25 protein-coding genes are annotated in these 26941 nt (G+C 60.9%); 1 reads left to right on the forward strand and 24 read right to left on the reverse strand.

The features are described 5' to 3' along the window. Positions 1–14 precede the first annotated feature (14 nt). From recN to ftsW, 15 genes are all read right to left on the reverse strand, one after another. A complete protein-coding gene (gene recN, locus ACR0KW_RS04280; protein ID WP_480803885.1) occupies positions 15–1664 on the reverse strand; it encodes a DNA repair protein RecN in 1650 nt (549 codons plus the stop codon). A gap of 35 nt (positions 1665–1699) precedes the next feature. After that, the gene (locus ACR0KW_RS04285; RefSeq protein WP_480803886.1) at positions 1700–2542 is read right to left on the reverse strand and encodes an outer membrane protein assembly factor BamD; all 843 of its coding nucleotides are present in this window, start codon (positions 2540–2542) and stop codon (positions 1700–1702) included. A 127-nt stretch (positions 2543–2669) separates the two neighbouring features. Next, on the reverse strand, positions 2670–3590 hold the full coding sequence (gene lpxC, locus ACR0KW_RS04290; protein ID WP_480803887.1) for a UDP-3-O-acyl-N-acetylglucosamine deacetylase: 921 nt from the start codon (positions 3588–3590) through the stop codon (positions 2670–2672). 213 nt (positions 3591–3803) lie between these two features. Further along, entirely contained in the window at positions 3804–5426 is a 1623-nt protein-coding gene (gene ftsZ / locus ACR0KW_RS04295) for a cell division protein FtsZ (RefSeq protein ID WP_480803888.1), read from the reverse strand. A gap of 348 nt (positions 5427–5774) precedes the next feature. After that, complete coding sequence (locus ACR0KW_RS04300) at positions 5775–6191, reverse strand: hypothetical protein (RefSeq protein WP_480803889.1); 417 nt, start codon at positions 6189–6191, stop codon at positions 5775–5777. Continuing rightward, the gene (ftsA, locus tag ACR0KW_RS04305; protein WP_480804194.1) at positions 6178–7512 is read right to left on the reverse strand and encodes a cell division protein FtsA; all 1335 of its coding nucleotides are present in this window, start codon (positions 7510–7512) and stop codon (positions 6178–6180) included. The genes ACR0KW_RS04300 and ftsA overlap by 14 nt, the downstream gene beginning before the upstream one ends. An 8-nt stretch (positions 7513–7520) precedes the next feature. After that, the gene (locus ACR0KW_RS04310; RefSeq protein WP_480803890.1) at positions 7521–8522 is read right to left on the reverse strand and encodes a cell division protein FtsQ/DivIB; all 1002 of its coding nucleotides are present in this window, start codon (positions 8520–8522) and stop codon (positions 7521–7523) included. After that, the gene (locus ACR0KW_RS04315) at positions 8510–9433 is read right to left on the reverse strand and encodes a D-alanine--D-alanine ligase (RefSeq protein WP_480803891.1); all 924 of its coding nucleotides are present in this window, start codon (positions 9431–9433) and stop codon (positions 8510–8512) included. Before ACR0KW_RS04315 ends, ACR0KW_RS04310 begins: the two co-directional genes overlap by 13 nt. 102 nt (positions 9434–9535) lie before the next feature. Further along, positions 9536–10462: a UDP-N-acetylmuramate dehydrogenase gene (gene murB / locus ACR0KW_RS04320; RefSeq protein WP_480803892.1), complete on the reverse strand. Its 927-nt coding sequence runs from the start codon at positions 10460–10462 to the stop codon at positions 9536–9538. Then, positions 10459–10752 (reverse strand): hypothetical protein, encoded by a 294-nt coding sequence (locus ACR0KW_RS04325; RefSeq protein ID WP_480803893.1) that lies wholly within the window; start codon positions 10750–10752, stop codon positions 10459–10461. Before ACR0KW_RS04325 ends, murB begins: the two co-directional genes overlap by 4 nt. A gap of 24 nt (positions 10753–10776) precedes the next feature. Next, the gene (locus ACR0KW_RS04330) at positions 10777–11043 is read right to left on the reverse strand and encodes a DUF2484 family protein (protein ID WP_480803894.1); all 267 of its coding nucleotides are present in this window, start codon (positions 11041–11043) and stop codon (positions 10777–10779) included. Continuing rightward, complete coding sequence (locus ACR0KW_RS04335) at positions 11040–11285, reverse strand: DUF2484 family protein (protein ID WP_480803895.1); 246 nt, start codon at positions 11283–11285, stop codon at positions 11040–11042. Before ACR0KW_RS04335 ends, ACR0KW_RS04330 begins: the two co-directional genes overlap by 4 nt. Before the next feature lie 67 nt (positions 11286–11352). Further along, entirely contained in the window at positions 11353–12762 is a 1410-nt protein-coding gene (gene murC, locus ACR0KW_RS04340; protein WP_480803896.1) for a UDP-N-acetylmuramate--L-alanine ligase, read from the reverse strand. Beyond that, a complete protein-coding gene (locus ACR0KW_RS04345; RefSeq protein ID WP_480803897.1) occupies positions 12759–13856 on the reverse strand; it encodes a UDP-N-acetylglucosamine--N-acetylmuramyl-(pentapeptide) pyrophosphoryl-undecaprenol N-acetylglucosamine transferase in 1098 nt (365 codons plus the stop codon). The genes murC and ACR0KW_RS04345 overlap by 4 nt, the downstream gene beginning before the upstream one ends. Beyond that, positions 13856–15019: a putative lipid II flippase FtsW gene (ftsW, locus tag ACR0KW_RS04350; protein ID WP_170325742.1), complete on the reverse strand. Its 1164-nt coding sequence runs from the start codon at positions 15017–15019 to the stop codon at positions 13856–13858. The genes ACR0KW_RS04345 and ftsW overlap by 1 nt, the downstream gene beginning before the upstream one ends. 603 nt (positions 15020–15622) lie before the next feature. On the opposite strand from ftsW, the gene ACR0KW_RS04355 reads away from it, so the two are divergent. Further along, positions 15623–16801, forward strand: a complete 1179-nt coding sequence (locus tag ACR0KW_RS04355; protein ID WP_480803898.1) for a BaiN/RdsA family NAD(P)/FAD-dependent oxidoreductase — start codon at positions 15623–15625, stop codon at positions 16799–16801. Here ACR0KW_RS04355 and ACR0KW_RS04360 read toward each other — a convergent pair. The 9 genes from ACR0KW_RS04360 to mraZ form a co-directional block, all read right to left on the reverse strand. Next, positions 16798–17172: a glycine zipper family protein gene (locus ACR0KW_RS04360; RefSeq protein ID WP_480803899.1), complete on the reverse strand. Its 375-nt coding sequence runs from the start codon at positions 17170–17172 to the stop codon at positions 16798–16800. The genes ACR0KW_RS04355 and ACR0KW_RS04360 overlap by 4 nt on opposite strands. A 105-nt stretch (positions 17173–17277) precedes the next feature. After that, positions 17278–18678, reverse strand: coding sequence for a UDP-N-acetylmuramoyl-L-alanine--D-glutamate ligase (murD, locus tag ACR0KW_RS04365; RefSeq protein ID WP_480803900.1), 1401 nt, complete (start codon positions 18676–18678; stop codon positions 17278–17280). A gap of 149 nt (positions 18679–18827) precedes the next feature. Further along, positions 18828–19910: a phospho-N-acetylmuramoyl-pentapeptide-transferase gene (gene mraY / locus ACR0KW_RS04370; protein WP_480803901.1), complete on the reverse strand. Its 1083-nt coding sequence runs from the start codon at positions 19908–19910 to the stop codon at positions 18828–18830. 24 nt (positions 19911–19934) lie between these two features. Next, on the reverse strand, positions 19935–21329 hold the full coding sequence (locus tag ACR0KW_RS04375; protein ID WP_480803902.1) for a UDP-N-acetylmuramoyl-tripeptide--D-alanyl-D-alanine ligase: 1395 nt from the start codon (positions 21327–21329) through the stop codon (positions 19935–19937). Next, positions 21326–22807, reverse strand: a complete 1482-nt coding sequence (locus ACR0KW_RS04380; RefSeq protein ID WP_480803903.1) for a UDP-N-acetylmuramoyl-L-alanyl-D-glutamate--2,6-diaminopimelate ligase — start codon at positions 22805–22807, stop codon at positions 21326–21328. Before ACR0KW_RS04380 ends, ACR0KW_RS04375 begins: the two co-directional genes overlap by 4 nt. 22 nt (positions 22808–22829) lie before the next feature. After that, positions 22830–24617 carry a peptidoglycan D,D-transpeptidase FtsI family protein gene (locus ACR0KW_RS04385; RefSeq protein WP_480803904.1) on the reverse strand — a complete coding sequence of 596 codons (1788 nt, stop codon included), beginning with the start codon at positions 24615–24617 and terminating at the stop codon, positions 22830–22832. Then, complete coding sequence (gene ftsL, locus ACR0KW_RS04390) at positions 24614–24982, reverse strand: cell division protein FtsL (RefSeq protein ID WP_480803905.1); 369 nt, start codon at positions 24980–24982, stop codon at positions 24614–24616. The genes ACR0KW_RS04385 and ftsL overlap by 4 nt, the downstream gene beginning before the upstream one ends. Then, positions 24979–25971, reverse strand: coding sequence for a 16S rRNA (cytosine(1402)-N(4))-methyltransferase RsmH (gene rsmH / locus ACR0KW_RS04395; RefSeq protein ID WP_480804195.1), 993 nt, complete (start codon positions 25969–25971; stop codon positions 24979–24981). The genes ftsL and rsmH overlap by 4 nt, the downstream gene beginning before the upstream one ends. Before the next feature lie 4 nt (positions 25972–25975). Beyond that, complete coding sequence (mraZ, locus tag ACR0KW_RS04400; protein ID WP_475210650.1) at positions 25976–26479, reverse strand: division/cell wall cluster transcriptional repressor MraZ; 504 nt, start codon at positions 26477–26479, stop codon at positions 25976–25978. Positions 26480–26941: the final 462 nt, after the last annotated feature.

Raw genomic sequence — 26941 nt, forward strand, 5'->3', positions numbered from 1 at the left:
AGGTTCGGAAAGCGTCAGGCGTCCAGCAAAGCACGGGCGGCGGCACGGGCCTCGTCGGTAATGGTGTCCCCGGCAACCATGCGGGCGATTTCGTCCACGCGGTCGGGATCGGCCAGCGGGATGACGGTGGACAGGGTCTGGCCATCGGCGACCTGCTTCTGCACCCGCCAGTGATGTGCCGCGCGGGCTGCCACTTGCGGCGAATGCGTCACCACCAGCACCTGCCCGCCCTGCGCCAGCGAGGCCAGACGACGCCCCACCGCGTCCGCAGTCGCGCCGCCGACACCGCGGTCGATTTCATCAAAGATCATGGTACGGGCGCTGTCGTCGCCGGTCAGACAGACCTTGAGCGCCAGTAAGAAACGGCTGAGTTCACCGCCCGAGGCGATCTTGTTCAGCGGGCCCGAAGGGGCACCAGGGTTGGTGGCGACGGTAAAGGCCACCGCATCTGTGCCTTCAGGGCCGGGATCGGCAACGGTGATTTCGGTCTGAAACACCGCACGTTCCATTTTTAGCGGTGCGAGCTCGGCCATCACCGCGGCGTCCAGCTGACCTGCAGCTTGCTTGCGTGCAGCGCTGAGCGCGGCGGCGGCGTTGTCATAGGCGGCCTGCGCAGCGTCGACCGCGGCCCGCTGATCAGCCAAATCAGCATCACCCGCGTCCAGCCTATTTAATCGGTCACGCAGCGTAACAGCAAAGGCCCCCAGATCGTCCGGGGCCACGTCATGCTTGCGCGCCAGCGCGCGGATGGCGAAAAGGCGCTCTTCAGCGGCCTCAAGCTCTGCCGGGTTGAAATCCAACGCCTGAAGGCAAGAATTCACGCCGTCCTGCGCTTCACCCAATTCGATAAGGGCACGGCCAAGAGCGGCGATCGGCTCCTCTAGCTGCCCGCCCGCATTGTCCGACACACCTTCCAACCAGCGGACTGCGTCGGACATGGACCCTTCAGCCCCGTCCCCGCCCAGCAGATCAAATGCACGGGCCACGTCATCGCGGATACGTTCCGCCCCCTGCATCATCCGACGACGCGCATCCAGTTCGGCATCCTCACCTGGCTGCGGGTCCAGCTTGTCCAGCTCCGCAACGGCGTGACGCAGGAATTCCTCTTCGGCGCGCATGGCGGTGAGCGTCGCCTCGGTCTCTGCCAGAGCCTTACGCATACGCGACATCTCGGTCCACGCCGCACGTACAGCGGCGAGGTACGCCCCTGCCCCGGCATAATCATCCAGCATGGTCCGGTGCCCGCGGGGGTTCAGCAGCCCGCGATCATCGTGCTGACCGTGCAGTTCGATCAAAGTTTCGGACAGCGCCCGCAGCACCTCGCCCGAGCAGCGCCGGTCATTGACCCAAGCGGTCTTACGACCCTCAGCAGTGTTAACCCGGCGCAGGATCAGTTCCTCGCCCCCAGGCAGACCGGCCTCGGCCAGAACCGCATGTGCAGCGTGATCGGGACCGAGTTCGAACTCGGCGACCACCTCACCTTGGGCCGCGCCCTGACGGACCAGTTCGGCCCGACCGCGCCAGCCCAGCACGAAACCCAAAGAATCCAGCAGGATCGACTTGCCCGCGCCGGTCTCTCCGGTCAACGCGTTCAGACCCGGCTGAAACGTCAGTTCCAGCCGGTCAATGATCAGCATGTCGCGGATATCAAGGGCGCGCAGCATCGGGTCTCAGCGTCCCACGCCTGTAGCCATGGCGATTACAACCACTCACCTTTGATCGTCTGGCGGTAGATCTGGCTGAGCCAGTTGTTGCCGCGGCTCTTCAACTCCAACCCGCGCGAGGTCAGCAGTTTGTAGCCCGCGTCGTACCACTCGGACGACTGGTAGTTGTAACCCAGAATCGCACCGGCCGACTGCGCCTCATCCACCAGACCCAGCGACAGATACGCTTCGATCAGACGATAGAGCGCCTCTGCGGTGTGGGTGGTTGTCTGGAAATCCTCGACCACCACACGGAACCGGTTGATGGCCGCGGTATAGTGATCCTGACGCAGGTAATAGCGCCCGATCTCCATCTCTTTGCCCGCCAGATGGTCAAAGGCCAGATCGAATTTCAGAACCGCCGAAGTGGCATACTCACTGTCGGGATAAACCTCGATCACCGTGCGCAGCGACTGCAGCGCCTGAAAGGTCAGGCCCTGATCGCGCCCGACCTCATCAATCTGGTCATAATAGCTGAGCGCCAAAAGATACTGCGCATAGGCGGCATCTTCGTCTGTCGGATAGAAATCGATATAGCGCTGTGCCGCCGCGCGGCTTTCTTCATAGTTCTTGTCCGTGTGGAACGAGAACGCCTGCATGATCAGCGCGCGTTTGGCCCAGTCGGAATAGGGATACAGACGCTCCACTTCCGAAAAATACCACGCCGCATCATCCGAGCGATTCTGCGACAGTTCATATTCGCCACGTGTGAAGATCTGTTCCGGCGTAAAGCCTTCCAGGTTCTGATTGCGGTCTGCGCCTGTGTTGCCGCAGGCCGTCAAAACTGCTGTCAGAAGTATCGCGCCCGCGATTCTGACTGCCGCTTTGGTGCCAACCATTCCGCCTATCCTTGTCGTATTGCTTATCGGGGTAAGCCCCGGATTGGGCTTTGGTTTAGCACATATAGTTCCGGGGCAAAACGCCTTAGTACGCCCGCTGGCGGAATTGTCGACCGAGTTGATCTAATCAGGCAACTTCGGGAATTTCGTCCCAGACAAGGCCCTGTCCGGGCAGGCGTGCAGCCTGTTCGGGGGTGCACAGCACCGGACGCACCGCGCCGGGTGTTTCGAACAACTTGCGCAGCAGCGTGTTCGTCATTGCGTGGCCAGATTTGTCACCGGTGAAGTGGCCCAGAATCGGACCACCCGCCAGATAGAGGTCACCCAGAGCATCCAGCATCTTGTGGCGCACTGCCTCATCCGCGTGACGGAAACCGCCCGGGGTCAGCACTTCGTCGCCTTGGACCACGACAGCGTTGTCCAGCGTTCCACCAAGGGCCAGGCCGTTTTCGCGCATCGCTTCTACGTCGGTACGACGGCAGAAGGTGCGGCAATCGCTGAGTTCGCGCGCGAACGATCCGTTGCGCATATCCAGTCGCTTGGTCTGGCTGCCGATGGCGCTGTCTTCAAAATCAATGTGGAAATCGATGATCAGCCCGTCTGCCGGTGCAATCGACGCGCTGGCGCCTTCGCGAGACGCGGTTACCGGCTTGAGAACCTCGAAGGCCAGAACCGGGCTGGCCTGACGGCGCACACCCTTGGCCATGATGCCGCGCACGAAATCGATTGACGAGCCGTCCATGATCGGAACTTCGGGGCCATCGATTTCAATCAGTGCGTTATGCACGCCGCATCCGGCCAGAGCGGCCATGATATGCTCGACAGTCGACACCGAGACGCTTGCTTCGTTCACCAGACGGGTACAGAGCGGCGTGCGCTCGACCACGTCATAGATCGCAGGAATCAACGCATTGCCTAGCTCGATATCCGTCCGTTTGAACCAGATGCCGTGACCGGCGGCTGCCGGCTTCAGGACCATCGTCGCAGGCTTGCCGCTGTGCAGCCCGACGCCTGTAAACGTGATCGGAGATTTGAGCGTATGTTGCAAGTTGAACCTCGGTGAGTGGTTTCCGGCCTTTTCGGTCCGTGTTGGACATTCAACTAAGGAAGGTCGGGTCAAGGCTCAACTCACTCTTTGTAACTGAATGAAACATGAATGTAACAGATCGGCAAAACCCTGCTTACATACGGTCAAGTCTATGTATTAAAAAAGAAAAGGGTCGCCAAACAGCGACCCTTTTTAGCAATTTTGTTACCGGGTTCAGTTGGCCTGACGGCGCAGGAACGCTGGTATTTCGATCCGGTCCTGCTCGGGGTCGGCCTCGTCATGCGCAGGTGCCGTAGCGTCAGCTTGGCGCATCGGAGGCTGCTGGCGCACCGGCTGGGCCGGGGTATCGGCGGCGTGGCCGGTCATCCGGTCGATCAGGCGGTTGAAGCCGAACCGGGGACGATCCTGCGCATCCGCCTGCGGTGCTGGGGCCGATTGATGGGCCTGCGGACGGGGCGCGGGGTGGCCACGCTCAGCCGCCGGAACATTCTGAACTGCGGCCTGCAGACGTTGCAGTGCCTCAGGCGACGGAGTGCCTGCCGCAGGCTGAGGCTGCGGTGCAACAAAGCTCTCGGGCGCGGGCTCAACCGGTTCGGGGGTCGGCTCGAATTCAGCCACACGCGGCTGATAGGCCGGAGGCGGCAAACCGTCATCGTCCTGCTCCGCGCGCGGCTGGAATTGCGGCTGCGCAGGCTCCTCGGCGGTTTCGAACAGCGAAGGTTCACGGTTCACTTCGGGCTGCGGCGCAGGTTCGGCCACATCAGCCACTGCGGCGGGGGTCTCTTCCTGCAGCGGCTCTTCTGCCGAAACGGTGCGGGTCAGCGGTGCCGACATGCTGCGGCGCGCAACCGGTACTTCCTCGGTTTTCTCGCTGGCATCGATGCCGGTGGCCACAACCGAAACGCGCATGCCGCCTTCCATCGCGGTATCCAGGGTCGAACCGACGATGATGTTGGCCTCTGGGTCCACTTCCTCGCGGATGCGGTTGGCGGCTTCGTCCAGTTCGAACAGGGTCAGGTCGTGCGAACCGGTGATGTTGATCAGCACGCCCTTGGCGCCTTTGAGGCTGATTTCGTCCAGCAGCGGGTTGGCGATCGCTTTCTCGGCCGCCTGAACCGCGCGATCTTCACCGGTGGCTTCACCGGTACCCATCATCGCCTTGCCCATTTCGTCCATTACGGCGCGAACATCGGCAAAGTCGAGGTTGATCAGGCCCGGACGCACCATCAGGTCGGTCACACCCTTAACGCCCTGATACAGAACGTCATCTGCCATCGAGAACGCCTCGGTAAAGGTGGTCTTCTCGTTGGCAAGACGGAACAGGTTCTGGTTCGGAATGATGATCAGCGTGTCGACGACCTTCTGCAGCGATTCAACGCCGTCTTCGGCCTGACGCATCCGCTTGGCACCTTCGAACTGGAAGGGTTTAGTGACAACACCAACGGTCAGCACACCCAGTTCCCGCGCGGCCTGCGCGATGATCGGGGCTGCGCCCGTACCGGTGCCACCGCCCATACCGGCGGTGATAAAGCACATATGCGCACCAGCCAGATGGTCGACAATTTGCTCGATGCTTTCTTCCGCGGCTGCGGCACCTACGGCGGGCCGTGCGCCGGCACCCAGCCCCTCGGTGACCTTCACGCCCAGTTGCACCCGCGCCGAGGACTGGCTTTGCTGCAGCGCCTGCGCATCGGTGTTGGCGACCACGAAATCTACGCCGTCCAGCTGTTTCTCAATCATGTTGTTGACAGCGTTGCCGCCTGCACCGCCTACGCCAAAAACTGTAATCCGAGGCTTCAGTTCGTCGTGCCCGGGCATCGAAAGATTCAATGTCATGCTCTGTCCGCCTGTTTTATTGACCCGCCAAAGCGGTGTTTTTCTTACCTATCCGCTTACAATCCTACCCATCCAAACCGCAAACGTCACGCCAAAAATCGTCGAATTCCACAAAATATGGAGGAAATAAGGCAGCTGAACGCGGTATTTTGCATTGAACGCCAGATGTTGCGGAAAGAACTCAATCCACCACAAAGCAAGCGACGCATGAGCCGCAGCCAACATGCACGTCACTTGGAGATTCTACCGATTTTCAGATGCGGAAAACTGCTCAAGTCCTGCCGCGGGGCCTCTGACGGGCCTTGTGGATATCTTGCGGGATAAAACAGCGGGCCGCAACCCATTTCTTTAGCTAATTGGGGCACTTGGGCAATTCAGACCGTCCTCGGTGATGCTGCGCACCTCTTGAATTTCGCGGCGGCTGAAACTAGCCAGTCGCACCATCAGGCGGTCTTTGTGCAGAAAGGGCCACCAGCATACCGGCACGTCATCCGGGTCATCGTCATACAAAAAGCAAATCTGGCCGTTCGGCGTGGTGATTTGCCCGTAAACGCAGCCCCGCCCCTCCATACGCCAGACGGACAGGGTGGGGCTGAGAAATTCTTCGATGCCCACCAGAAAGCCGCTGGGATAGTCGTAGAATGAAACCGTCTTGCCCTGAACCGCAGCCAGAAAGGCTTCGGGTGTGATCCGGGTCTGGGCGTGTGCGACGAACGGGGTCAGTGCGATCAGCGCCGCAACCCCTACCCCTTTACCAATTGTCACGGAACCAGCGCATCGCACGCTTGAAGGGCCGTGCCGCATAGGTATCGACCGGGATTTCGAAATCCCACCATTCATCCTGCGGATGCGCAGCAAATAGGCTAAGACCCACGGCCGAGGAGAACCCCGGCCCGGTTGCCGATTGCGGCAGGCCGTGAACACGCAGCGGACGGCCCAAGCGGACACGCTGGCCCAGAATGCGGGTCGCAAGCCCATCCAGCCCCATAATCTGGCTTCCGCCACCGGTCAGCACGATCTGCTGGCTGGGCATATGTTCGAATCCGGCTGCATCCAGGCGCACGCGCACCTCTTCCAGAATCTCTTCGACGCGTGGGCGCATGATGCCGATCAGTTCAGCACGGCTGACGGTGCGACGGTCATGTTCCCAATCACCGGTATCGCCGCCGATGTCGATCAGGTCACGATCATCGGCCCCGGTTGCGTGAACACCGCCGTTGAAGGTCTTGATCCGCTCGGCCACCGCCGCCGGAACGCTCAGGCCCATCGAGATATCGGCGGTCACATGATCCCCCCCCATGCGCACGCAATCGGCGTAGATCATGTGTTTCTTCATGAAGATCGACACACTGGTGGTGCCGCCGCCCATGTCGATACAGGCCGCGCCCAGCTCCTGTTCATCCTCGACCAGCGCCGAGATGCCCGACACATAGGCCGAGTTCGCAATCCCCGCCAGTTCCAGATCGCAACGCTTGATGCAGCGGACAATGTTCTGAATCGCCACCGCATCAACAGTCAGCATATGCATATCCACGGCCAGCGATTGCCCCATCTGCCCCCGCGGGTCGATCAGACCCGAGCGGTTATCCAGCGCAAAGTTCACAGGCTGCGCATGCAGCACTTCGCGGCCCGCCCCGTAGTCCGGCACGTCACATGCGTTCAGCACGCGGCCGACTTCGGCTTCGCTCACGACCTGTCCATCCAGATCAACCTGCGCATCCAGACCATAAGAGCGTGGGTTCGCGCCCGAGAAACAGGCGATCACGTGATCCACCCGGATATCGGCCATCTTTTGCGCGGCTTGCAGCGCCGTCCGGATCGCGCGCTCGGTCTCTTGCATGGCGGTGACTTCGCCGAATTGCACCCCACGAGACCGCGTGGTTGCCGCCCCGATCACCCGGAACCCGGTTTGCCCGGCCAGTGACCCGATGCTGTTATCCTCACTCAGCCGACCCGTGCCATCGAACCGCAGCACAAGACAGGCAATCTTAGAGCTGCCCACATCCAGAATGGCGACAACACCGCGTTGCATCGCCTGTCTGCGCATCTGCCGCATGGCCCGTTGGGACTGATAAAGATCGGTCATCATGGTCGTTACTGCCCGTTACCCACTGTCACTTTTGTATTCCACCAGTCTTCGCTGGCGGCTTTGGTCATTCTGATGGTCGGACGCTGCCCAAGGCGCATGTCCACCACCGCCACGTCGCGTTCCAAAAGGTCCTGCACCTCGTTTACCGCCAGCACACGCTCAAGCGCGCGCACGGGGCGTTCGGTCGGCAGCATGATGCGTTGGCCGCGATCCAGAACCAGATCCCAGCGGCGCTCACCGATCCGCACCAATCCACGCACCCGCGCACCCAAACTGCGCGCAGTTGTCATCAATTGCAGCGCCTCGCCCACATGTGCATCGGCCCCCTTGCCCGCGATCAGCGGTAGGTGCGAGTGATCCTTGCGTGACGCGATCCGCTCAACATGTGCACCGGTTTCATCCAGCAATTCGATTCCGCTGCGCGTGCGCCACACGATGACCGGCTTCCGCTCGACCACATCGACCTGCAGGATGCCACCAGGGCGGACGCGAACTGTGGCGGATTTAACCGGGTCCAGCCCGGTGATCGTGTCTCGGATCTGCTCGACATCCAGATCCCAGGAGCTCATCGGGAAATCCAGCGGCACAACTTCCCGGATATCCTCGGACAGGTTTGTGCCCGCCCCGTCGATCGCCATCAGGTTGACCATGAATTCGGGGCGTTGCTGGATCGAGGTCTTGATGTCGTTGACATAGGCCACCACGGCCTCGCGCCGGTCTTCCGAACTGAAATACAGCCCGACGGCGGCGCAAACTGCGGCAATCGGCAGCCCGACTTTAAGCCCACGCCGAACACCCGGCGTCAGCATCCAGCGCTGCAGGCGATAGCTCATCCGGGACGGTGCCGGGTCGAACCGTTGTGACTTGCGCCCGAACAGTTTGCCACCGCGCAGGCGCAGTTTCGGCTCGGCCTCGGGACGGTCACCCGATGCGAAATCGGCATCCGGTCCGGCCAGCGGTTTCGAGCGGTGGATCACCGGCGCGCGGGTGGCTCTCAGCGGTTGCACGAGGCGTCCTCCACCATCCATGCGCAAAGCTGCCCAAACGTCATGCCGCGATGCTCGGCCTGTTCCGGCACCAGCGAGGTCGGTGTCATTCCGGGTTGCGTGTTGGTTTCCAGCAGGAACAGCCCATCCACGCCTTTGCTGTCATCCCAGCGGAAATCGGTACGGGAAACGCCCTTGCACCCCAGCGCATTATGCGCGCGCAGGGCGTAATCCATGCAGAGATCAAAGATGTCCTGCGGGATATCTGCGGGCAGCACATGCCACGACCCGCCGGGCTTGTATTTGGCGTCATAGTCATACCAGCCGCCATCGGTCATGATCTCGGTCACGGTCAAGGCACGGTCGCCCATCACGGTCACGGTCAACTCGCGGCCTGCGATGTATTTCTCGACCATCACAAATTCGGGCATCTCATCCGACAGTTGCGGCGGCCCATTCGAGCCTTCGTGCACGATATAGATACCGACGCTGGAGCCTTCATTGTTCGGTTTGGCCACGTAAGGGGGTTCCATCACGTGGACCTTGATCACCTCGACCTTGGGCACGATCACGCTGGGAACGACGGGCAGGCCTTCGACCTGAAACACCTCTTTGCTGCGTTGCTTGTCCATCGCCAGCGCCGAGGCCAGCACGCCGGAATGTGTATAGGGAATGCGCATCCATTCCAGCAGGCCCTGCACGCAGCCATCTTCACCCCAGCGGCCATGCAGGGCGTTGAAAACCACATCCGGCTTGATATCCAAAAGGCGCGCGTAGAGGTCGGGACCTGCGTCCAGCTCAACCACTTCAAAGCCTTCTCCCCGTAGGGCGGCTGCGCATTCGCGCCCAGAGCTGAGAGACACCTCGCGTTCCGCCGAGGGGCCCCCCATCAATACCGCCACTTTGGGGTTTGTCCTGCTCGACTTACCCAACGTGCGCCTCAATGTCCCCGGACCTTATGTGGTGGTCCGTACTACGTTTATGCCTTTGATCCGTCGCCGTTAATTGCCTGTTATGGTCTGACGGTTGGGGCTTTATTCTGTCAGCGGATCACCGACCCGCATGATTTCCCATTCTAGCGTGATGCCGCTTGTTTCGTAAACCTTTTTTCGCACCTCTTCACCCAGACCTTCGAGATCGGCGGCAGTGGCGGTGCCGGTATTGATCAGGAAGTTCGAGTGCTTCGGGCTCATCTGCGCCCCGCCCATCGTGGCCCCGCGCATCCCGGCGTCGTCAATTACTTTCCACGCCTTGAGGTCATGCACATCATCCGCCCGCCCGGTCGACGAAAACCCGGCCGGGTTGCGGAACGTCGACCCGGCGCTGCGGTCCTTGGTGGGTTGGGTTTCGTCGCGTTTCTGCAACTGCGCCGCCATGCGGTCGTGCAGGTCCTGCGGATTACCCGTGGGGCCCTCGAAGGTGGCCGAAACCAGCACCGCCCCTTCGGGCAGATCGGATTGACGGTAGTGAAAGTTCAGGTCCTCGGGCGTCAGGTCCACGACCTCTCCCTGCCGGGTGACAATGGTGGCCTTGCGCAGCACGTCTGCGGTGTAGCTGCCGTAACAGCCTGCGTTCATCCGCACCGCGCCACCGACCGAGCCGGGGATGGTACGCAGAAAGGTCAGATCCACGCCCGCATCCGCTGCTTTGCGCGCCACATGCGCGTCCAGCGCAGCGGCACCTGCGGTCACAGTGTTGCCCTCGACCGAGATGCCGTTGAACCCACGCCCCAGCCGGATCACCACAGCACGCAGACCACCGTCCCGCACGATCAGGTTCGATCCGACACCCATCGGAAAGACCGGCACCTCAGCGGGCAGATCGCGCAGGAAGCTCTGCAAGTCTTCGATATCGGCAGGCTGAAACAGATAATCCGCCGGGCCACCGACACGCAGCCACGTCAAGTCGTTCAGAGGTCGTGCCTGTGTCAGGCGCCCCCGGACTTCGGTCACATCGATCATGTGTTTTCCCTTGCCGCCAGGCTGCGCCCCCCGACGCCACCCACTATGACCGCCAAAAGGAAGGGCAGGACGCCGCCGGTCAGCCAGATGAAAGGTCCAAAGGCCTGCTCTTCTTCGCCGGTGCCGACGCCCGCCAGCATCACGATCAGACCCAGCGAGACAACGCAGGTCAGCCCGATCAGCCACAGCAGACCCCTGAGGCCGATCCAGCGCCCCGCAACAAAGCCCGCTGCGGCCCCAAGGACCAGCGCGATCAGTGGCAGATAAGCGAATGTGGCGACGTCGACCATGACGGAGACTCCTGAATGCGACCGTTACTTGTTGGTCGCCTTCATGCCCTGCATTTTCGCCTTTGTCCAACGGGTCAGGTAAATTACCGGCCAGCGCAGCACCGACATGCCCATCGCCAGAACCAGCAACCCTATCCAAGGGCCGTTCTGCAAGGTGACATAGCCCAAGATCGGGATGCCGACTGCAATCAGGATATAGGCGCGCGTCCAGTGATTGTCTTTGCTGGGAAGCATCGCCAGCACGTTCGCGGCAATTCCCCACAGCGCGGCCAGGACGATGGACCAGTTCATTCCTCGACCTCCCTGCCCGTCCAGCGACGCCAGTAGTATTGGATCGGTTTGCGGAACATGGATGCAAAACCGGCGAAGGCCAGCACCGAAAGGAACCACCCGAAGTCATAGCCCAGCCAGACGATCAAAACAGGCGCAGAAATCAACAGCACAATGCCCGGAGGAAACTGCAGCCGCATCGGTAGCATGGCCACGACCGTCGCGGCCACGACCCATAGGGATGCGAACACAACTGAATACACCTGTTGCCCCTTCCAAGGACGTTGCGACGCGACACCATAAAGTTGCGTCGCCGGAAAGTCCATTGCCTCAAACGGCCTGTTTTTGCTGCAATCGCACAGGCAGACCATTGGCCCAGGCGCTGATCGTACCCGCACCCAGACAAACGACCATGTCACCGGGGCGGGCCTGCTCACGGACCAGGCGCTCCAGATCGTTTTCGTCCAGCAAAGCGCGGGCGTGGCGGTGGCCGTGGCGGATCAGGCCCTGCACCAGATCATCGCGGGATGCACCCTCGATCGGGTCTTCGCCGGCAGCAAAGATATCGGCAATGGCCACCACGTCTGCATCGTTGAAGCAGGTGCAGAAATCGTCGAACAGGTTGGACAGGCGTGAGTAGCGGTGCGGTTGATGCACGGCGATCACGCGCCCCTCGGTCGCCTGACGCGCGGCCTTCAGCACGGCGTTGATTTCAACCGGGTGATGCCCGTAATCGTCGATGATGGTGACACCATCCACCTCACCCACCTTGGTGAAGCGGCGGTTGACACCGCCGAAATTGGCCAGCGCATCGCGGATTTCCGAGGCCTTCATTCCCAGATGACGCGCCACCGCAGCCGCAGACAGCGCGTTCGAGACGTTGTGATCCCCCGGCATCGGCAGGGTACAGCCCTCGATCACCGTGTCTTCGTATTGCAGGTGGATGTCGAAATGCGCAACGCCACCCTTATATGTCAGGTTAACCGCCCGCACGTCGGCTTGCGCGTTAAAGCCATAAGTGCGCACGCGGCGGTCAGTGATGCGGCCCACTAGCGTCTGCACCTCTGCATGGTCGGTGCAGCAAACGGCAAGGCCATAGAAGGGCAGGTTCGAGACGAACTCGTAGAACCCGTCGCGCAGTTTGTCGAAATCGCCCCAATGCTCCATATGCTCGGGGTCGATATTGGTGACGATGGCGATGGTCGCGGGCAGACGGTTGAACGAGCCGTCGGATTCGTCGGCCTCAACCACCATCCATTCGCCCTGCCCCATCCGTGCGTTCGAGCCATAGGCGTGGATGATACCGCCATTGATCACGGTCGGGTCGAAATCACCCGCCACCATCAGCTCGGCCATCATCGTGGTGGTGGTGGTCTTTCCGTGGGTCCCGGCAATGGCGATGTTGGACTTCAACCGCATCAGTTCCGCCAGCATGTCGGCACGGCGCACCACCGGCAGGCCTTGCGCGCGGGCACCGTCCAGCTCTGGGTTGCCCGGCTTGATCGCAGTCGACACCACCACAACGGCAGCGTTTTCAAGGTTTTCAGCACGCTGACCGACAAAAATCTCAGCCCCCAAACCGGCCAGACGATCGGTGATCTTCGAGGCCTTCAGGTCCGACCCCTGAACCCGGTAGCCAAGGTTCAGCAGCACCTCGGCGATGCCCGACATCCCGATCCCACCGATACCAACGAAATGGATCGGCCCTACGTCTTGCGGCAGTTTGGTTGCGGGATTCATGCGGTCTCCTTCTGCGCCAGGTCTTCGACAAGGTGCACCAAACGCTCGGTCGCATCGGGGGCACCGGTCGAGAGGGCGGCATGGGCCATCTTTTGTGCGGCTTCGGGGTTTGTCAGAACTGCGGTGATTTGCTCGGTCAGCGCGGAAACGTCAAGCAGGTTTTCAGGGATCATGATCGCCCCACCGGCCTGCACCAGCCCACGCGCGTTGGCGGTTTGGTGGTCGCCAGCAGCGGCGGCAAACGGGATCAGGATCGAAGGCCGCCCGATCACCGAGATATCGGCGACGCTCGACGCGCCTGAACGCGAAATGACCAGCTGCGCGTCGGACATGCGCCGGGGGACGTCCTGAAAGAACGGTTTGACCTCGGCGCGAATGCCGTGATCGGCGTAGAAGGCAGTGACCCGCTCTCCGTCCTCGTCGCGGGCCTGATGGGCGACACGGATATGATCGCGAAGCGCGTCAGGCAATGCAGCAATCGCGCCCGGCACCACATCGCTAAGGATGCGCGCGCCCTGCGAGCCGCCCATCACAAGGATCGACATCGGATAGTCGCCGGGCGGAATATACCCGGCCGCCGCACGTTCAAGAACGGCGGCGCGAACCGGGTTGCCGGTATGGACGCCCTTGGCGCCCTCGGGCAGGTCAGTGGGCCAAATACCGCAAGCCACCTGCGACACACGGGTTGCGAACAACTGGTTCACTCGACCCAGAATGCCGTTTTGTTCGTGGATCATGCGCGGGATTTTCAGCATGGTCGCCGCACCCAACGCTGGGATTGACGGATAGCCGCCGAAGCCAACCACCACATCCGGGCGGTCACGCATCATCTGAACGGCCATGCCAGTCACACCAGCGGCAATCTTCGGCCCGACCAGAGCTTTCGCCGCCAGACCGCCTCGGGCGAAGGTGGCCGAGGATGCTTCGACAATCTCGGTCGAATGCGGAAAGCCGCTGGTATAGCGCGCGCCGCGCGCATCGGTGGACAGGCGCACGCGCCAGCCTTTTTGCAGCATCGCCTCGGTCAGGGCTTGCGCCGGGAACATGTGGCCCCCGGTGCCGCCCGCCGCAATCAGTAGATAGGGTTTGGTCATCAACCTCGTCCGCGCAGAATGTCACCAAGCTCGCCCTGTGGGCGGGTCCGGGTAAAGGCCAGCAGCATACCAACCGCGATACCGCCCGCAATCAGCGACGAACCGCCATAGCTGACAAAGGGCAGCGTCATGCCCTTGGCGGGCAGCAGGCGCACCGCGACGCCCATGTTGATCATCGCCTGTACGCCGAACATGCAGGCCAGACCAGTGCCCGCCAGACGGATGAACATGTCGCGTTCTTTCATCAGCCGCAGCAACGAGCGCACCACGATAATCGAATACAGCGCGATGATGATCAGCACCAGGATCAGGCCGAACTCTTCGGCCGCGACAGCGATGATGAAATCCGTATGCGCATCGGGCAGAGACCACTTCACCTGTCCTTCACCCACGCCAACGCCAAACAGGCCACCCTCGCGGATGGCGTTGGTTGCGTAACCGATCTGAGTGGTTGGATCGACCTCTTGGTTCAGAAAGCCATCAATCCGGCGCGCAAAATGTTCGGAGTTCGAATAGGCAAACATACCGCCCAGAACCACCGCTCCGGCCATGCCCACCAACAGCAGCATCGGCGCGCCGGCGACGAAATACATCACGCCCCAACCGAACAGGATCAGACAGGCCTGACCGAAATCGGGCTGCAGCACCAGCATCCCTACGATAGCCATGCACAGCGCAAAGGACCACAACCGCCCTGGAGGGCCATTAATCTCCTGCGACGCGGCCAGCAGCCATGCGGCCACAACGACAAAGCCGGGCTTCAGAAACTCGGACGGCTGCAGCGATGCAAAGCCCAGCGAGTACCAGCGCACCGCACCTTTACCGAAATCGGTGCCAAAGACCGGCAGAAAGGCCAGCGCCACGAAGGCTCCCAGAAAACCCAGAACTGCCAGACGCCGCACCAGCGTCGGCGACATCATTGAGGTCAGCAACATCGCAATCAGCGCCAATCCGCCGAACAGCGCCTGACGCTCGACATAGTGGAATGGATCGAACCCGTTACGACCGGCCAGCGGCGGCGATGAGGCCAGCCCCAGCAACAGCCCGATGACAAACAGGATCAGCACGCAGGACATCGTCCAGCGATCAATTGTTCGCCACCACTTTGGTAGAATCGGTTCGCCGCGCTGGTCCTGGACCGCGCCATACACCATCTCAGTCATGAGATACCGCCACTATCTGCCTCGTTAACGCCCCGTTTTCGGGGTCTGATTGAGACTCTACAGGGATTTTGGCGTTTGGGCTAGCAGAATGAAGTTCGAACCTCGAAATGTAATTAGGGCTCAGCCCAATCAATGAGAGCTGAAACACTTGATGAGGATCGAAACAAATGCGATTGTCGCAAATAGCGACAATGTTGCAAACGCAACTGGGGGAAGGACCTCAACCCCTCCCCCAAACTGCTCGTTGGGTTGAGAGGGTGTCCGTCGGACCAAACTGGCACCCTCCAACTGTTTGATCTGGCCTAGAAACTCTTTAGAACCAAGATCAGGCTCAGGATCGAAGCTACTGCGCCAAATAGCATCAGCAACTCTCGAACCCCGCCGAGAACGATGATAAATTCTGTCATCGTGAGAGCAGCATAGGCCAAAGCGTATTTGGTTGAAACAGGGTTGATCTAAGCGATCCACATTCACCCACGCATTGATTTTTTTCCTGTAGATAAATGCTGAACTTGTTGTCTTTAGGTCAAAAATTCTAATCGCTCAGACCTTCGTACAACAACCAACCTTGCCATCCCTGCCAATTCACGCCATCCCCCGCTGATGACCTATGACACGATCATCCTTGGTGCCGGTGCTGCCGGCATGATGTGCGCCGCCTATTGTGGCGGGCGCGTTTTAGTGATCGATCACGCGAAGGCTCCGGGTGAGAAAATCCGCATCTCGGGCGGCGGGCGCTGCAACTTTACCAACATGTACGCGGGGCCGAATAACTTCCTGTCACAGAACCCGCATTTCTGCAAATCCGCGCTGGCACGCTACACGCAGTGGGATTTCGTCGATCTGGTCGGGCGCCACGGCATCGCGTGGCATGAGAAAACGCTGGGGCAGCTGTTCTGCGACGGGTCCTCGAAACAGATCATCCAAATGCTGCTGGACGAGATGGCGCGCGTCGGCGCCGAGCTGTGGGTGCGGACCGAGGTGAAAGACCTGCGCAAGACCGAGGCCGGGTTCGCACTGGAGGTTGACCGCGAGGGCCAGCGCCTCAGCCTGACCTGCACCAACCTGGTGCTGGCCACAGGAGGCAAGTCGATCCCCAAGATGGGCGCAACCGGGTTGGCCTATGACATCGCAAAACAGTTCGGCTTGCGGATGACCGAAACACGCGCGGCACTGGTGCCATTCACGTTTTCGGACGGTAAATTCAAGGACCTCTCGGGCGTTTCCTTGCCCGCGCGCCTGTCGAACGACCGAACCAGTTTTGACGAGGCATTGCTGTTCACCCATCGCGGCCTCAGCGGGCCGTCGGTGCTGCAACTGTCCTCGTACTGGCATGAGGGTGAGGCGATCCGCGTCAACCTGATCCCCGACCTGCCCCTGTTCGACCTGCTGCGCGATCAGCGGCAAAACAGTGGCCGCAAGGCGCTGACGACGGAACTGGCCCGCCACCTGCCCGCGCGGCTGGTGGACTATCTGAGCGAACACTTCCCGATGCAGGGCAATCTGGCTGACCAGTCCGACACTGCGCTGAGCGAGCTGATCTCTGCGTTGTCCGACTGGCAACTGACGCCCTCGGGCACCGAAGGATATCGCACCGCCGAGGTCACGCTGGGCGGGATCGATACGGATGACTTGTCGTCAAAAACGATGGAGGCCAGGGATGTCCCCGGCCTCTATGCGATTGGCGAAGCGGTAGATGTCACCGGCTGGCTGGGCGGCTACAATTTCCAGTGGGCATGGTCCTCGGGCCACGCCGCAGGAATTGCAATCGCAGGCCGTTAACCGACGACGTTGTAACCGCGATTGCGCATGCAGTTGCGAACAATCACTTCCTTGTTCTGGTTCTTGGCTACGACATCCGCACCGGCACCCAAAAGCGCACCAGCAGCGGCCGCGCGACCCAAGTCGTCGCTGCTGTCCATAATGATTGCAGTCGTCGCAGCAGTACCCGCAGCAGCCAGGGCCGCATTACCAGCAGTCCGGCTGTCCACAGCAGGCTGAGATGCCGCAAGTTGTTGACACTGCTGCAGATCGAAGTTGTAGTTCGGACCGACCGGACCGTCGACAACCGGCTGATAATTGGCGCCGGTATTTGCACAGGCACCCACAACCAGAATGGCAGGTAGGACAAAAGAAAGCTTACGGTATGGCATAGTCATGACCTCGTGTTGAATTTGCCCGGACCCAATCCCAATTGTCGTGCCGCGTCAAGCTGATAGCACTGCAGCTTGGCCCAACCGGCGGTCTCTTGCAAACGGCTAGTTCGCCAACCGCCTCAGAACCTGTTCGGTAAAGTCGTCCCCACGCTGTTCGAAGTTATCGTATTGGTCAAAACTGGCCGCCGCCGGAGCCAACAGCACGGTCTCACCCGGTTGGGCGTCCGACATGGCTTGCGCCACAGCCTCATCCATGGTGGTGCAGACCTGCGCGTCAGCTTCAAGCTGCATGGCGAAACCGGCCGCCTCGCGCCCAATCACATAGGCTTTGAGAACCTGGTCCACCGCGCCGTTCAATGCCGCTAGACCACCTTCTTTCTCAAGCCCCCCACAAATCCACCGGATTTTCTTGAACGCCGACAATGCTTTCAGCGCACTGTCCACGTTGGTTGCCTTGGAATCGTTCACATAGGTCACACCGCCCGCATCGGCGATGATCTGGCTGCGATGCGGCAGTCCGGGATAGCTGTGCAGAGCGTCCTCGATCACGCGCGGTGCCAACCCCAGCGCACGGCAGGCGGCATAGGCTGCACAGGCATTCTGGTGGTTATGCGCGCCGGGCAGGCCCTTGATCTGACGCAGGTCGATCGACCCTGACTGCCGCCCCTTGCGGTACTCCGAAAGGAACCCCTTGCGCGCAAAAACCTGCCAACCCGGCCCTGTCAGTTTGCGCGCCACCGAGACGCGGATCACACGATCATCCGCTGCCCCTTCGGCCAGTTGCCCAGCCAAAAACGCGCCTTCCTTTTCGTCAATCCCGATCACCGCACGGTCCGGACCACCTTCGGCAAACAGGCGCCTTTTGGCTGCGAAATAGCCGCCCATCCCGCCATGCCGGTCCAGATGATCCGGCGACAGGTTGGTGAAAACCGCCACATCCGGCGTCAATGACCGGGCAAGTTCGGTCTGATAACTGCTTAACTCCAGCACCACGACCGAGCCATCTCCGCCCGGCTCGATATCCAGCACGCCGCGCCCGATATTCCCCGCCAACTGCGCCTCGCGCCCGGCTTCGATCAGGATGTGATGGATCAGGGCCGCCGTGGTCGATTTGCCGTTCGACCCGGTCACTGCGATCACACGCGGAGGAGTGTCATAGTTGCTCCATTCCGGGCCCGCAAAAGATCGGAAGAACAGCCCGATATCGTTGTCCACCGGCACTCCTGCCGCAAGCGCCGCAGCTACAACCGGGTTTGGTTCGGGATACAGATGCGGGATGCCCGGCGAAACGATCAGCGATGCGATATCGTCAAACGCCCCGTGGCGGTGCAGATCGAGGCAAGCAAACCCCTCGACCTCGGCCTTTTCACGCGCGGCTGGATTGTCATCCCAGCACACCGGTTCGGCCTTGCCCGCCCGCAACGCGCGCGCTGTGGCCAGACCTGACCGGCCAAGCCCCAGAACCGCAACCTTCTGCCCTGAAAACCCTTTGACCGGGATCATGCCGCCCACCTTCCTCTGACGTCGAATTGGCCGCCACACTGCGCAGAAGAAATCACCGATGGCAAGAGCGGCAAAAGGCTCGCGCATCAGCGCGAGCCGGGCCCAACAGGTGGCAGGTGGACCGCAGGTCCGCCGAACCTGCGGGAGCGTTACCGGACCTTCAAAGTCGCCAGACCAATCATCGCCAGGATCAGCGAGATGATCCAGAACCGGATCACGATGGTCGGTTCGGCCCAGCCCTTTTTCTCGTAATGATGATGGATCGGTGCCATCAGGAACACACGGCGTCCCGTACGTTTGAAATACAGGACCTGAACAATCACACTCAGCGCCTCAACCACAAACAGACCGCCAACTACGGCCAGAACCAGCTCGTGCTTGGTCGCGACCGCAATCGCGCCCAGCGCACCGCCCAAAGCCAGCGATCCGGTATCGCCCATGAACACTGCTGCAGGCGGAGCGTTGTACCACAGAAAGCCCAGCCCGCCCCCGAACAATGCGGCTGTAAAGATCAGGATTTCACCGGTTCCCGGCACGTAGTGCACGTCCAGATACTCGGTAAAGTCGACCCGGCCGACCGCGTAAGCAATCACCCCTAAGGTCGTTGCCGCGATCATGGCCGGCATGATCGCAAGACCATCCAGACCATCGGTCAGGTTCACCGCGTTGGCCGCCCCAACGATCACCACGATCGAGAACGGAATGTAGAACATCCCCAGATTGACCAGCGTGTCCTTGAACACCGGTACGGCCAGCTGGTACTGCAGCGCCTCAGGGTGGTGCAAGGTCGCCCATAGCGACGCCAGAACCGCAATAATCACGCCCAGCGCCAACCGCATTTTGCCGGACACGCCCTTGGTATTCTGTTTCGAAACCTTAGCGTAATCGTCTGCAAAGCCAATCGCAGCATAGGCCAGCGTCACGAACAGCACCATCCACACATAGGGATTGTCCAGCCGCGCCCAGACCAGCGTTGACGTCACCAATGCCCCCACGATCAGCAAACCACCCATGGTCGGCGTTCCGGCCTTGGAAAAATGCCCCTCGGGACCATCATCTCGGATAGGCTGACCCTTGCCCTGCTTGCGACGCAGCACGTTGATCAGCGGCTTACCGAAGATGAACCCGAAGATCAGCGCCGTCAAAAAGGCTCCGCCCGCACGGAAGGTTATGTAGCGGAAGAGGTTAAAGAAATCCCCCCCATCCGACAGGGCGGTCAACCAATAGAGCATTACAATACCTTTCCTAGGCGGCAATCATGGTTCAAGCGCGCTCCCTTGCCCCATTTTCCGCAAACCGTCAACAATCTGAGCCAGCGCCATGCTAAGCGAGCCCTTGGCCAGCACCGTGTCCCCCGCGTAGATCAATTTCGGCAGGCGCTCGGCCATCTCAGCGCTGGTCTCGAACCAGAGCCCGCGTTTTTCTTCGGGCAGCGCCTGGTGCAAGGCCTTCATCAAGGGGCCGATGCAGTGAACCTGATCCACGCGCGCCATTGCCGCGACATCAACCATTCCGGCGTGCATAGGAACTTCCTGCCCGCCCAACTCTTTCATATCGCCCAAAAACGCGATCCGGCGGGCGCCTTGCGACGCGGCCAACACATCCAGTGCTGCTTCCATCGAGGTGGGGTTGGCATTGTAGCTGTCGTCCAGCAATTCGATCTGCCCACCTGTTGCCAAAGGCAGCGTTTCCCGCACGCCTCGCCCTTTGACCGGAGACCATTGACGCAATCCGGCGATAGCCTCATCCAGATCGACACCCATCTCGACACAAGCTGCCAAGGCACCCAGTGCGTTCATCGCAAAATGCGTTCCTGCAGACTGCACGTCATACGTTATAGCCGTGCCGCCGACGGTCGCCCCGGCATGAACCGAGTCGGAACTTTGCATCACGTCGGTCAATTTGTAGTCCGCAGCATTGCGGCCGAAGCCCACGATCCCTGCCCCGTGTTCCTGCGCAGTCTGGCGCAGGATGTCCGCGTGATCGATATCGGCATTCACGATGGCCGCGCCGCCGGGTTCAAGCCCTTCGAAAATCGCGGCCTTCTCATGGGCGATGCCCGCAACCGACTCGAAGGCCTCAAGATGCACCGCCGCAACAGTCGTCACCAGCGCCACATGCGGGCGGGCCTGCTGCGCCAGCGGAGCAATCTCACCCGGGTGGTTCATGCCGATCTCAATCACGGCGAATTCGGTGTCACGCGGCATTCGGGCCAGTGTGAGGGGTACACCCCAATGGTTGTTGTAACTGGCCACGCTGGCGTGCGTTTTTCCCTGCGTTTCCAGAATAGTGGCCAGCATTTCCTTGGTCGAGGTTTTGCCAACACTACCGGTTACCCCCACGACGCGCGCGTCCGTCCGGGCGCGACCCGCCTGCCCGAGCGCCTCAAGCCCGGCCTGCACGTCATCGACGATCAACAGCCGCGCGTCTTCAGGTACGCCCTCAGGGATGCGAGACACCAACGCCGCGCCCGCCCCTTTTTCCAACGCCTGCGCCACGAAATCATGCCCGTCCCTCGCGGCCTTGAGCGCCACAAACAGATCTCCGGGCTGGAGGGTTCTGGTGTCGATCGAGACGCCGTTCACCGCCCAATCAGAGGTGGCGCGCCCACCGGTGGCTTCGGCGGCCTCAGCCGCAGTCCAGAGCGTCATGCCACCCTCCCGTCCAGCGCCGCGACGCTGATGCTGGCTTGTTCCACATCGTCGAAGGGCAGAACCTGATCGCCGACAATCTGGCCGGTTTCGTGCCCTTTCCCTGCGATCAACAAAGCGTCGCCGGGCTGCAAGGCATCAATACCTCGCAAGATCGCCTCGGCCCGGTCGCCGACCTCGGTGGCCTCTGGGGCGCCCAGCAAAACAGCTGCGCGGATGGAGGTCGGATCTTCGCTGCGCGGGTTGTCGTCAGTGACAAAGACTACGTCTGCATTCTCAGCGGCAGCCTGACCCATCAACGGGCGCTTGGTGGCGTCGCGATCGCCACCTGCGCCAACGATGGCAATCAGACGGCCCATGACATGCGGGCGCATCGCCTTAAGCGCCGTCGCCACCGCATCCGGAGTGTGGGCGTAATCGACAAACACTGCCGCGCCGTTTTCGCGCGTGGCGGCCAGTTGCATACGACCCCGCACGGTTGTCAGATGCGGCAAGGTCTCGAACACACGCTCAGGGTCCTCACCGGCGGCAATCACCAGACCGCAGGCCAGCAGGATATTCTCGGCCTGAAACCCTCCGATCAGGTTGAGGCGCGTTTGAAACACCTTGCCCTGCCATGAAAAGCGTAAGTCCTGTCCGGTCGAGTCGAAGCGTTGGTTCATCAGACACAAGTCAACATCACCCGATCCAACGGTCAGAACCGACTGACCGCGCGCCTCGGCGATCTTGCGGACCTCGGCGCCCTTAGGATCGTTCATGTTAATGACCATGGTCCCGTCCTGCGGCAGAACACGGTCGAACAGCCCAGCTTTGGCGGCGAAATAGGCCTCGAAGGTTTCGTGATAATCCAGATGGTCCTGCGTAAAGTTCGAAAACCCCGCAGCGGCCAGATGCACGCCATCTAGCCTGCGTTGTTCCAAACCGTGCGAGGACGCCTCCATCGCGGCATGAGTCACGCCGTTCTCGGCGGCTTCGGCCAAACAGCGGTGCAGGGTGATCGGCTCGGGCGTGGTATGCGCCAGCGGTGCGGTCCAGGCGCCCTCAACACCCGTGGTGCCGAGGTTGACCGCCGCATGACCAAGCTCCATCCAGATTTGGCGGACAAAAGTAGACACCGAGGTTTTACCATTAGTTCCGGTAACGGCCACAATCGTCTGCGGCTGAGCGCCAAACCATAGCGCAGCGCATCCGGCCAGAGCCTGGCGTGGGTCTTCAACCACGATCAATGCCGCATCTGATGCTGCCAGTTCTTCGGCTGCGATCTCGGCCCCTTCGGCATCGGTCAGAATCGCCGCGGCGCCCATGCGCAGGGCGAACTGGATGAACTCTCCGCCATGAACGCGGGTGCCGGGAAGGGCCGCGAAGAGGTAACCGTCCTTGACTTCGCGGCTATCAACGGCCAGCCCGGTGATCTCGGGGTTTGCGCCGCCCCGCGCGGTCAGGGCCAGTTGGCTGAGTGTTTTTGTCCTTGTGCCCATGACCCACCTTTTGTTGGACAGCCTAATTTGAGGTCAGGGTTATAGCAGCGCGTGCCTCAGGCTCAAGCCGGGGACGCAGGCCCAGCAACGGGGCAATGCGACCGATCAGTTCCGCGGCCACAGGAACCGCCGTCCAGCCCGCCGTGCGGCGCTTTTCGCCATAGGCCACGATGGACGGCTCATCCAGCGTGACGATCAGCACGTATTTCGGATCATAGGCCGGGAAGATCGTTGCAAAAGTCGCGATCACCTTGTCATCGTAGTAGCCGCCGCGCGGCTTTGGCTTGTCAGCCGTGCCGGTCTTGCCAGCCACATCATAACCGGCCACGTCGCCAAAGCTGGCCGTGCCGTCCGTTACCACCTTGCGCAGCATTCTCTGCGCCTGCGTGGCCGCGTTTTCAGACAACACACGCGGACCGTACTGAGGGCCGTTCTTGCGCAGGATGGTCGGGCTGACATAGTGCCCGCCATTGGCAATCGCTGCATAGCCAGCGGCAAGGTGCATCGGGCTGGTCGACAGCCCGTGGCCATAAGAAATGGTCACCGTGCTCAGTTCGCCCCATTTCTTGGGCTTGAGCGGTTCGCCACCCTTCGCCTCGACAATCTCGAACGGAGTCGGATCGAACATGCCCAGCGATTTCAGGAAGTTCTGCTGCCGTTTTGCACCGATCTGCAGCGCCAGCCGACCCGTGCCCCGGTTGGAGCTGTGGACGATCACATCCGCAACACTGATCTTGCCGTAGTTCTTGCCGTTGAACTCACCAATCGGGAACCGCCCGATCCGCATCGGGCCGGAGGTGTCGATAATCGTCTCGGAGTTCACCAGCCCCAACTGCACGGCCTGCGCCGCGGTGAAGATTTTGAAAACCGAGCCCAGCTCATACACGCCCTGCACATAGCGATTGAACAGCGGGCTATCCGACGGATCAAAGCCCGAGGTCGGTGGGCGCGGGCGATCGTTGGGGTCAAAAGACGGCAACGAGGCGGCCGAGACCACCTCACCCGTATGCGCGTTCATCAAAACCGCCGAAGCCCCCTTGGCGTTCATGATTTTCATACCGCCGTACAGCACCTGCTCGACCGCCGCCTGAACGGTCAGGTCCAGCGACAGTTGCAGCGGTTTGTTGCCGTTGGCCGGGTCACGCAGATAGTCGTCGAACTGTTTTTCAACGCCGGCCACACCGATCACCTCGGCGGCGCTAACGCCTTCGCGTCCAAAGCCGGACCCACCCAGAATATGCGCAGCCAGACGACCGTTCGGGTACAGCCGCATTTCACGCGGGCCAAATAGAATACCTGGATCACCGATATCGTGAACTGCCTGCTTCTGTTCGGGCGAGATACGCTTCTTGATCCACAGGAACTTGCGGTTGCCGGTGAAGTCCTTAACCAGCCGCTCTTTGTCCAGATCGGGGAAGATCGCCACCAGTTGATCAGCGGCGGCAACCGGATCAATCATCAGAGGCGGCTGAGCGTAAACGGAATAAGTGTCCAAATTGGTCGCCAGAATGCGCCCTTCGCGATCCACGATATTGGCGCGCTGCATGGCAATCGCGGCCCCGGGTGCGCTGGCAATCGGCTCTTGCGCCTCGGATGTAGCCAACATGCCCATACGGACACCAACCACCGAGAAGGCGCAGAAAAAGAACAGACCCAATACCAAAAGGCGCCCTTCGGCACGGGCGCGGGCGCGGTCTTTCATGTCTTCGTGACGCTGGCGGATGTTCTCGCGCTCAATCGCCTTGGGGTTTTCGCCCCGAGCGCGCGCGTCGAGGATTCGGGCCAGAGGGCGCAGGGGCGTGCGGGTCATGGAATCTGCACCTCACCCAGCGCCTGAATGTTGGTGATGGCCTGCAGCTCAATCGGATCGACGATGGGCAGATCCGGGTCTTCGGCGTATGAAATCTGATCGGCACGGCCGAATTGCTCTGCCCGCAGCGGCAACAGGCCGAGACGTTCAAAGTTCAGATCAGCCAGCTCGCGCAGCCGGTCGGGACGGTTGAGATAAGCCCATTCAGCATTCAAAACGGCCAGCCGGACCTGAGCCATGCCGATTTCCCGCTGCAGCTTCTGCGTTTCCTTTACGACCTGCTGGGTTCGGTAGTTCTCCTGATACGCCCAAAGCGCCAGTCCGAACACGGCCAGAGCGGTCAACATATACAAAACACTCTTCATTTCGCCCTTCCCCCAAGTTGCGGCATCCCAATGGCGCGGGCCTCAATTTCCCCCGCCGGAGCCTCGGTCCGCACCGCCACACGCAGCTTGGCCGAGCGCGCGCGCGGGTTTTCCTGCAATTCCTGCTCATCCGGACCCACGGCCTTACGGGTCTTGAGCGTGAATTGCGGCAATTCCTGTTCCACCTCGGGCGCGTAGCGGTTGGCGCGCCCGGTCTTTCCTGCACGGGACTGGAGGAACCGTTTGACCATGCGGTCTTCGATGGAATGGAATGTCACAACGGCCAGTTTCCCACCCGGTTTCAACGCCCGCTCAGCAGCCATAAGGCCCTGAAACAACTCTTCATATTCCGCATTCACTGCAATCCGCAGCCCCTGAAAGCTGCGCGTTGCAGGGTGCGATTGCCCCGGCTTGGGACGTGGCAGACAGGATTCGATGATCTCGACCAGACGCAGGGTTGTGGTGATCGGCTCCTCTGCCCGCGCTTTGACGATGGCCTTTGCGATACGACGGCTGGCGCGTTCCTCACCGAAATGGAAAAGGATATCAGCCAGTTGCGCTTCGGTCGCCGTATTCACCAGATCAGCAGCGCTTTCACCTTCCTGGCTCATACGCATGTCCAGTGGACCATCCTTCATGAAGGAAAAACCGCGCTCGGCCTGATCCAACTGCATCGAGGACACACCGAGATCTAGTACTACGCCATCCAGATCCTGCGCGTATTCGTCCATTCGCGAGAAGACGCCCGGCTGCATCACCAGACGGTCGCCGTAATCGCCTGCCCAGTTTGCCGCCATATCAAAGGCCAGCGGATCGCGATCTACGCCGATAACTTTGTCGGCCCCAGCTTCCAGCAATCCACGTGTGTACCCGCCTGCCCCGAAGGTGCCATCCAACCAAACGCCAGACACCGGAGCCACGGCTGCCAGTAATGGGCGCAGCAAAACGGGAATATGAGGTTTGTCGGAAGGGGTTTCAGCGCCGGCCATGCCGTTACGCGTCCCCGACGCCATCTAGGAACTCCAGAGGATCAAAGTCCTCGGGCTGTTCGTCCAGCCATTCCTCGGCGGCCGCCAGTTCCTCGGATTCGTAGGTTTCCGGCTTCCAGATCTGGAAGGTATCACCAGCGGCAATAAAGAATGCCTCACCCTCAAGCCCGATCTTTGTGCGCAGCTTGGCAGGCAGCACCAGCCGCCCCGTCTCATCCACCGTTGTCGGAAAGGACTGACCATGGAACATGCGCTGCAGCATCTTCCGCTGCATCGAGCCGCGCGGCAGCGCGTCAATCTTGTCGTCGACCTCGTCGATCGCTTGCATGGTATAGCATTCTAGGAACTTACGGCGGTGGTCGCCATAGACAATCACCAGTTCAGGAGTGTCACCGGGCTGCCAGTTCGGGTCAGAGGCCTCTAGCACACGGCGAAACGAGGCCGGGATCGACACCCTGCCCTTCGTATCCACCTTGTGGTGGCTTTCACCTCTAAACCTGCGCGCCAAGACGATTGTCCCTTTCGCTTGCGCCCCACCTAAATTTCACGTCCCCCCGGATGAAAAACGGCGGGTTGATCTGCTGCCACTGATCAACCCGCCGCATTGACCCGCTGTGCGGGATGTCCAGCTGCGCGCGCCACCTGGGGGGATGTCTGCTCGCCCGCGCGCCGGATCTCTTGAGTGATGAAAGCGAGATGCCTGTATGAAACCTGTTTTTATTGTTTCGGGGTCGTTTGGCGCCCCATGTGCCTCGTCCTCATCGGATGTATAAGGGATGCCATGGGAATTCATGGAAATCAACAGGAAATTTCACTGATTCACAAATGGACTCACAACATATCCAAACTAAAAACAAAAGGAAATCGGGAAAAACACACCACAATCGGACACCCTTAAAAACACAGGCACAATATGTAGACGAAACACCTGACCTCCATGAGGTCCCATGAATTCCCAAAAAACTTCCCT

It is taken from the genome of Ruegeria sp. CG11 (assembly GCF_056537245.1).

What these genes read in the sequence shown, in the direction of transcription:
- recN (WP_480803885.1), bottom strand. Translation starts at nt 1,664, where the DNA reads ATGCTGCGCGCCCTTGATATCCGCGACATGCTGATCATTGACCGGCTG.
- ACR0KW_RS04285 (WP_480803886.1), bottom strand. Translation starts at nt 2,542, where the DNA reads ATGGTTGGCACCAAAGCGGCAGTCAGAATCGCGGGCGCGATACTTCTG.
- ftsZ (WP_480803888.1), bottom strand. Translation starts at nt 5,426, where the DNA reads ATGACATTGAATCTTTCGATGCCCGGGCACGACGAACTGAAGCCTCGG.
- ftsA (WP_480804194.1), bottom strand. Translation starts at nt 7,512, where the DNA reads ATGACCGATCTTTATCAGTCCCAACGGGCCATGCGGCAGATGCGCAGA.
- murB (WP_480803892.1), bottom strand. Translation starts at nt 10,462, where the DNA reads ATGATCGATGTGACCGAAGTCCGGGGGCGCCTGACACAGGCACGACCT.
- ACR0KW_RS04325 (WP_480803893.1), bottom strand. Translation starts at nt 10,752, where the DNA reads ATGGTCGACGTCGCCACATTCGCTTATCTGCCACTGATCGCGCTGGTC.
- ACR0KW_RS04330 (WP_480803894.1), bottom strand. Translation starts at nt 11,043, where the DNA reads ATGAACTGGTCCATCGTCCTGGCCGCGCTGTGGGGAATTGCCGCGAAC.
- murC (WP_480803896.1), bottom strand. Translation starts at nt 12,762, where the DNA reads ATGAATCCCGCAACCAAACTGCCGCAAGACGTAGGGCCGATCCATTTC.
- ACR0KW_RS04345 (WP_480803897.1), bottom strand. Translation starts at nt 13,856, where the DNA reads ATGACCAAACCCTATCTACTGATTGCGGCGGGCGGCACCGGGGGCCAC.
- ftsW (WP_170325742.1), bottom strand. Translation starts at nt 15,019, where the DNA reads ATGACTGAGATGGTGTATGGCGCGGTCCAGGACCAGCGCGGCGAACCG.
- ACR0KW_RS04355 (WP_480803898.1), top strand. Translation starts at nt 15,623, where the DNA reads ATGACCTATGACACGATCATCCTTGGTGCCGGTGCTGCCGGCATGATG.
- ACR0KW_RS04360 (WP_480803899.1), bottom strand. Translation starts at nt 17,172, where the DNA reads ATGCCATACCGTAAGCTTTCTTTTGTCCTACCTGCCATTCTGGTTGTG.
- murD (WP_480803900.1), bottom strand. Translation starts at nt 18,678, where the DNA reads ATGATCCCGGTCAAAGGGTTTTCAGGGCAGAAGGTTGCGGTTCTGGGG.
- mraY (WP_480803901.1), bottom strand. Translation starts at nt 19,910, where the DNA reads ATGCTCTATTGGTTGACCGCCCTGTCGGATGGGGGGGATTTCTTTAAC.
- ACR0KW_RS04375 (WP_480803902.1), bottom strand. Translation starts at nt 21,329, where the DNA reads ATGACGCTCTGGACTGCGGCTGAGGCCGCCGAAGCCACCGGTGGGCGC.
- ACR0KW_RS04380 (WP_480803903.1), bottom strand. Translation starts at nt 22,807, where the DNA reads ATGGGCACAAGGACAAAAACACTCAGCCAACTGGCCCTGACCGCGCGG.
- ACR0KW_RS04385 (WP_480803904.1), bottom strand. Translation starts at nt 24,617, where the DNA reads ATGACCCGCACGCCCCTGCGCCCTCTGGCCCGAATCCTCGACGCGCGC.
- ftsL (WP_480803905.1), bottom strand. Translation starts at nt 24,982, where the DNA reads ATGAAGAGTGTTTTGTATATGTTGACCGCTCTGGCCGTGTTCGGACTG.
- rsmH (WP_480804195.1), bottom strand. Translation starts at nt 25,971, where the DNA reads ATGGCCGGCGCTGAAACCCCTTCCGACAAACCTCATATTCCCGTTTTG.